This is a genomic window from Segatella copri, assembly GCF_002224675.1.
GTDB lineage: Bacteria > Bacteroidota > Bacteroidia > Bacteroidales > Bacteroidaceae > Prevotella > Prevotella copri_U.
Genome location: NZ_NMPZ01000049.1, coordinates 1 through 5,275, shown reverse-complemented (window position 1 = coordinate 5,275; position 5,275 = coordinate 1). Strand labels below are relative to the sequence as shown.

The 5,275-nt window shown below is 44.4% G+C and carries 8 protein-coding genes; 4 read left to right on the top strand and 4 right to left on the bottom strand.

Annotated elements, in window-relative coordinates; genetic code table 11:
* Nucleotides 1-162: 162 nt before the first annotated feature.
* Nucleotides 163-471, bottom strand: coding sequence for a helix-turn-helix domain-containing protein (locus tag CFT61_RS16070; protein WP_025066990.1), 309 nt, complete (start codon nt 469-471; stop codon nt 163-165).
* Between the two features lie 82 nt (nt 472-553).
* Nucleotides 554-865, bottom strand: coding sequence for a helix-turn-helix domain-containing protein (locus tag CFT61_RS16065; protein ID WP_008656559.1), 312 nt, complete (start codon nt 863-865; stop codon nt 554-556).
* Between the two features lie 397 nt (nt 866-1,262).
* Here CFT61_RS16065 and CFT61_RS16055 point away from each other — a divergent pair, with 397 nt between their 5' ends.
* From CFT61_RS16055 to CFT61_RS16040, 4 genes are all read left to right on the top strand, one after another.
* Complete coding sequence (locus tag CFT61_RS16055) at nt 1,263-1,745, top strand: DUF3408 domain-containing protein (RefSeq protein WP_089545402.1); 483 nt, start codon at nt 1,263-1,265, stop codon at nt 1,743-1,745.
* A 184-nt stretch (nt 1,746-1,929) separates the two neighbouring features.
* Complete coding sequence (locus CFT61_RS16050; RefSeq protein ID WP_089545401.1) at nt 1,930-2,343, top strand: plasmid mobilization protein; 414 nt, start codon at nt 1,930-1,932, stop codon at nt 2,341-2,343.
* Nucleotides 2,340-3,290: a relaxase/mobilization nuclease domain-containing protein gene (locus tag CFT61_RS16045; protein WP_089545400.1), complete on the top strand. Its 951-nt coding sequence runs from the start codon at nt 2,340-2,342 to the stop codon at nt 3,288-3,290. Before CFT61_RS16050 ends, CFT61_RS16045 begins: the two co-directional genes overlap by 4 nt.
* 35 nt (nt 3,291-3,325) lie before the next feature.
* Nucleotides 3,326-4,075 (top strand): hypothetical protein, encoded by a 750-nt coding sequence (locus CFT61_RS16040; protein ID WP_089545405.1) that lies wholly within the window; start codon nt 3,326-3,328, stop codon nt 4,073-4,075.
* A 73-nt stretch (nt 4,076-4,148) separates the two neighbouring features.
* Here CFT61_RS16040 and CFT61_RS16035 read toward each other — a convergent pair whose 3' ends face one another.
* Both CFT61_RS16035 and CFT61_RS16030 read right to left on the bottom strand, forming a co-directional pair.
* Complete coding sequence (locus tag CFT61_RS16035; protein WP_089545399.1) at nt 4,149-4,769, bottom strand: radical SAM protein; 621 nt, start codon at nt 4,767-4,769, stop codon at nt 4,149-4,151.
* A 1-nt stretch (nt 4,770) separates the two neighbouring features.
* Nucleotides 4,771-5,275, bottom strand: a 505-nt coding sequence (locus CFT61_RS16030; RefSeq protein ID WP_142990665.1) for an energy transducer TonB, incomplete at its 5' end; no start/stop codon positions are given.

Sequence of the window (5,275 nt, the reverse complement as noted above, 5' to 3'; positions counted from 1 at the left end):
ATGGTATTAGATTTATACAGGTAACACAAATGATACCCGGCAAACACGAACAACTCGGTATAGCCAATAAAATGAGGCGACAACCTATAACAGCCACGCTCGGTAAGTTATACGTTGTCGCCTTGTTCATTTCACCCCACTCATCAAGGACATGTATTTCTCCTACAAGCCCTTCATTCTGTACGCCTCACGATAGTTAGCCATCAGAATCTTCTGAATGTCGGACTCGCGGTAGAGTATCTTTCCGCCAAGCTGGATATACGGGATGACACCGTTGTTTCGGTAGTCCTGCAGGGTTCTTCGGCTCAGTTGCAGTCTGGCACAAAGCTCCTTGTCCGTCATGAAGCGCTCACCGTCAAGCATGGGGCGGTAGTTCATCACGGCACGTTCAAAATTGTCAACCATTCGGTTGAGGTGGTTCACGATGTGGTTCATCCACTCGCTGTTTCTTGTCATTACTTCATTGCTCATAGTTGTCTCGTTTTATTGTTGATACTTACGTTACTCGGTTTACTTGCTGCTTTGGATTAAGTGGCTGTTGTATATTGACAGCCTAACCTGTGCGCTTGCGAAAGCGCATGTCCTTTTTCTTGTCCTCCACTACTGCTACGATAGCCATCACGTCCTCCGGCTTGTAGTAGGTCTTGTGGCTGATTTGCGTATAAGCCAAAGTTCCGTTGTCCCGAAGCGTCTGCACTGTCCGTGGGCAGATGTTGAGCGTCTGACACACGTCCTGCGTGTCGAGCCACTTGTTCATGGTCTTGTCCTCACTGCGCTCACGGATTCTGTCCATGCGCTTCACGAAGTTCTCCAACTGGGCATCAAGATAGTTGAATGCCTCTTCCTCGAATACGATGAATCCCATACTTTTCTTTTTTTTAAGTTGATACTATTTTGTATGTCGCAAAGCTCCACGCATATGCAGTGCTCTACGTTTGTGAGTGCAAAGATAAGGCACGGCAATCTAAAAACAAGCGTTTTCAATTTCTGTGGCAGTATGTTACCGGGGTTTGCCGACTTCAACGCCAAAAACAACAAGAAAAACTTGCACGACTGCAACGAATACATGAACAATGATGAGTTGAGAAATACGTTGAAGTTCTCACAACTATCTCGGTATGCAAATAAGCAAGCCACAACTAAATTGCCACGTTACACCCAATCAGTTGCATGGCTGCACTCAGTACACTTACTTTGCACCCGACAATCGGTCAATGGTGCAAACCGTGACCACTATACTAACAAATAAAACAGCATAAGCTATGGCAAGAACAAAAGATGTAGTCTTGGCTCCTGGGCAAAAGGAGCTGATGGAAAAAGAGTATTTGGATTTTGTTAAACCATCTACGTATGGCAACAAATCCAATCCAAGTAGTTGTAATTCTCTCTATGATGATGTAGAGAACCCAGAGTTGAGAGCAGTTGTAGAGAAAGTTGCTGCAACAACTCCCTATAGAGAGGAAACATCAACGAACGAGGCTCAATCGCCACCGAATCCGCAGAAGCGCATCAGCGGCAAGCAGCGCAAGGCGACATTGGAGGAGTATCAGCAGACCTTCCTCCAGGTTCCAAGGATTGACGACCGCAAGCCAGTCTTCGTCAGTTCCGATGTACGAGACCGTCTTGACCGTGTCGTCCGCATCCTCGGAGGGAGACGCATGAGCGTATCAGGCATCATCGAGAACATCGTGCGCCACCACCTAAGCCTTTATGAAGAGGACTTCGAGGCTTGGCGCAAATTGTGAGAATTAAGGTCTGCGACCTTGGGCGTGGATAGCTGAAAGGCTGTAGTTCCAACTAACGTGTTCTGAGAGGGAGCGAGGTTATGTTTTGGGAACCCCAAAACGCCTCGCTCCACCATGAGGGCGGAGGAATTTTGCTCCCGACGGTCGCAGAAAGTGAGTGTACCAACTGTAAACAGTATATCGAATGACAAACATACAGGAACAGAATAGGAAAAAGGGCGGAAGACCGCCTACGAGCAGGGTTCGCAAGCTGTCGAAGTCTATCACGGTGAAGTTCTCAAAGCCAAGCTATGAGGCATTGAAACTGAGGGCAAGAAAAGCCAACCGCAAGTTGGCGGAGTATATCCGTGAATCAGCCTTGAATGGTGAGGTGGTGAGCGGACACAACACAGAGACGGTTGCCATTGCCAAGAACCTCATCGGTATGGCAAACAACCTCAACCAACTTACCAAGCTGTCGCATCAGAGAGGTTTCCATGAGACCCATGTGTATGTAGTGGACTTGTTGAGAAGATTAAAAGCAATCCTTGGCGAGTATCGCCAAGCAAGTTATAAACCGAAGCCAAGTAGTATGGGCAGAAAGGAGGATACCACATGATAGGCAAGCTAAAGAAAGGTGCATCCTTTGGTGGTTGCGTCCGCTACGTGACAGGCAAGGACGAGGCGAAAATCCTTGCATCCGATGGAGTGTTACTCGGCACGAATGCCGAGATAGTACAAAGTTTTGAGCTGCAAAGACAGCTAAATCCAAGGATTAAGAAGCCTGTGGGACACATTGCACTCAGTTTCAAGCCCGAGGACAAGCCACGTTTGACGGATGATTTCATGGCTAAGATAGCCCTTGAATACATGCAAATGATGGGTATCAACGATACCCAATTCATTATCGTAAGGCATCACAACACGGACAATCCACATTGTCATATCGTGTATAACCGCATCAACAATGAGGGCAAACTCATATCAGACGCCCACGATTACAGGCGTAATGAGCAAGTGACCAAGGTTCTAAAATCCAAGTATGGATTGACTTACGGAACTGACAAGAGCAAGACTAACACTCGCAAATTGCGCAATGCGGAGCGTGCAAAATACGAGATTCACAATGCAGTCAAAGATGCCTTAAAAGTTGCAGATAGCTGGCAGAAGTTCAAGAATGAACTTGCAAAACAAGGTGTTTGCTTGGAGCTTGTCTATAAGGACAAGGAGAGAACCAAGGTACAAGGCATCCGTTTCAGCAATGATGGATATAGTTTCAATGGTACGCAGATTAGCCGAGACTATAGCTTTGGCAAACTGAATGCAAGATTTGAGGGAACGGAGAACCATGTATCAGCAAGAGCCATTTCTACTCAACAATATGAGCAAGGTAGTTTCAAGGACGAGCTGTTGTCATTCATGTCGGAGAGCAGCCAAAACCCATGGAATGGTATTTCTTCCATTGGACTTTTTGCTCCAGCCAATGCTCAGACCTTTGAGCAATTCCCAGAGGATGAATCATCCAAGAAGAAAAAGAAGAAACGCAGAAGAGGCTTTAGCCTTTGATGCAAGTTACAAACCATTCAAACAACAAAAGAAATATGAAAGAAGAACTATTGGAAGCCATCTACGGCACAGTTGAGAGATTGGAGCAGAAAGTCGATGAACTTTCTGCTTCACCAAAGTACGCAGGAGCGGAAACCGTTCCTGCAAGTAATGACACAACCAAGTTGGAGAAATCAATCATTGCTATGTTTGGCAAGGAAGAGGAAGTCAGAGGTAAAATATCCAAATTAAGAGATGCCATTGTTGTTTTTGTTGACCTTATCAAGGCTGAACTCGGCAAAAATGAGCAGCGAAACAAGTTCTTGGTTGATGCTGTCAAGCAGATGAGACAAGAGAATGATGTTTCCTCAAAGGCATTGCAGGACAAACTTGAAGTGATGAACAATTCACCTCAGAAGAAACTTGTCACCCATCGCTTCGAGCCTACATCAAAGTATGTTCTTCTTTTCATTGGTGGCTTGGCTCTATCTCTTGTCATATCCATTTGGGGCAATCTAACCCAATGGCGAGAACACCAAGATTGGGAGGAGGCAGACTTGAAGTATAGAGCTTTGAAGATGGTTCTGTCTGCTGATGACCCAAACATCTTATATATAGAGAAGCACTTCTCTGTAAACAGAGACGAAAATGTCATAGACTATGTCAAAAATCGTGTTGCAGCTTACGAAGATTCTGTTCTCAAATACAATGAAATGGTACGGATGGCTGCATACAAAGACAGTGTAGCTAATGAACTTCGCAGAGAGTCTAATAGCATAAAACGTACTATTAAAAATTACCAATAATTTTTATCCAATACCCCAATGAGATGGAATTTACATTCAAATCCATTTCATTGGGACATATAATTAAAACTGTTTATTTGTTTCTAATAACATATTCAAATTCATCAAAATTCTCATATCCTAATTCTATTAAGACTTGGCGACTGTGTTTCCTGTCATCTTCGGTGTTGAACTTGGGGATTATGGGGAGACGAAGGATGATCTTGTCTTTATGTTTGGCATGAGTGTTGAGCCAGACAAGGTTGTCGATAACTTGCCGGTTGGGCTTACCAGTGTAGGCTTGATAGATGGCAGGATTCATGTCCTTGATGTCGATGATAAAGGAGTCAATGTATGGGGTGACTTTCTCCAAGTGATGGCGAGGTACGTTTAGACTCGTCTCCATAGTAAAGTGCCATCCCTCTGGGCATAGTTCACAAAACTCCTTTATGAATGAACTCCACAGAAGCGGTTCACCTCCACCAAAACAGATGCCGCCTCCTGTAGCTAAGAAGTAGAGGTTGTCCATCTCCACGTTCGCCATCAGCAGTTCTGTATCCACCTCCTGCCATACGCCGTCAGCATCAAGGCATTGGGGATTGAGACAGTACTTGCAATGAAGAGGACAACCATGAAATGCTACGAGCGTAGTAACCCCCTCACCGTCAATTGTAAGGCGATGACGGTCGATACAGATAAGTGGAGCTGTATTCATCTTATTCAGGTCTGAAATTTACAGGAACAACATATTTCATTTTCACAGCTTTGCCATTTTGTTTTGCAGGATTCCATTTTGGCATACTTTTCACAACCCTAATGGCTTCCTTGTCAAGTTCAGGGCTAATGCTTCTAATTACCTTTATATCACTCAAACTTCCGTCCTCGTTTACAATAAAGACAACATGAACTCTGCCCATAGCAGCACCTTCCCTACAAATTTCTGGATAGCGTAGATTATCCTTGATGTATTTCATCAATGCAGCCATACCACCGGGGAATGAAGGCATCTCCTCTACAACACCAAATATATTGCTGTTTTCTATGGAGTCTGTATCAACAGCTGATTGCATTAAAGCGGTATTGCCTTTTTTTGATTTCTTGGATGTGGTACCTTTCCTATCATTTGAAGTTCGCTCTTTTGTTATTTCCATTCGAGGATTTCTTGGAATCTCTCCTAATTTTCTATTTTCTTCTTCTGCATATTTAGCCTCATCACTAAAC

Excerpts from the sequence above, each read along its gene's own strand:
- CFT61_RS16065 (WP_008656559.1), bottom strand. The coding sequence starts at position 865 with ATGGGATTCATCGTATTCGAGGAAGAGGCATTCAACTATCTTGATGCC.
- CFT61_RS16055 (WP_089545402.1), top strand. The coding sequence starts at position 1,263 with ATGGCAAGAACAAAAGATGTAGTCTTGGCTCCTGGGCAAAAGGAGCTG.
- CFT61_RS16070 (WP_025066990.1), bottom strand. The coding sequence starts at position 471 with ATGAGCAATGAAGTAATGACAAGAAACAGCGAGTGGATGAACCACATC.
- CFT61_RS16050 (WP_089545401.1), top strand. The coding sequence starts at position 1,930 with ATGACAAACATACAGGAACAGAATAGGAAAAAGGGCGGAAGACCGCCT.
- CFT61_RS16045 (WP_089545400.1), top strand. The coding sequence starts at position 2,340 with ATGATAGGCAAGCTAAAGAAAGGTGCATCCTTTGGTGGTTGCGTCCGC.
- CFT61_RS16040 (WP_089545405.1), top strand. The coding sequence starts at position 3,326 with ATGAAAGAAGAACTATTGGAAGCCATCTACGGCACAGTTGAGAGATTG.
- CFT61_RS16035 (WP_089545399.1), bottom strand. The coding sequence starts at position 4,769 with ATGAATACAGCTCCACTTATCTGTATCGACCGTCATCGCCTTACAATT.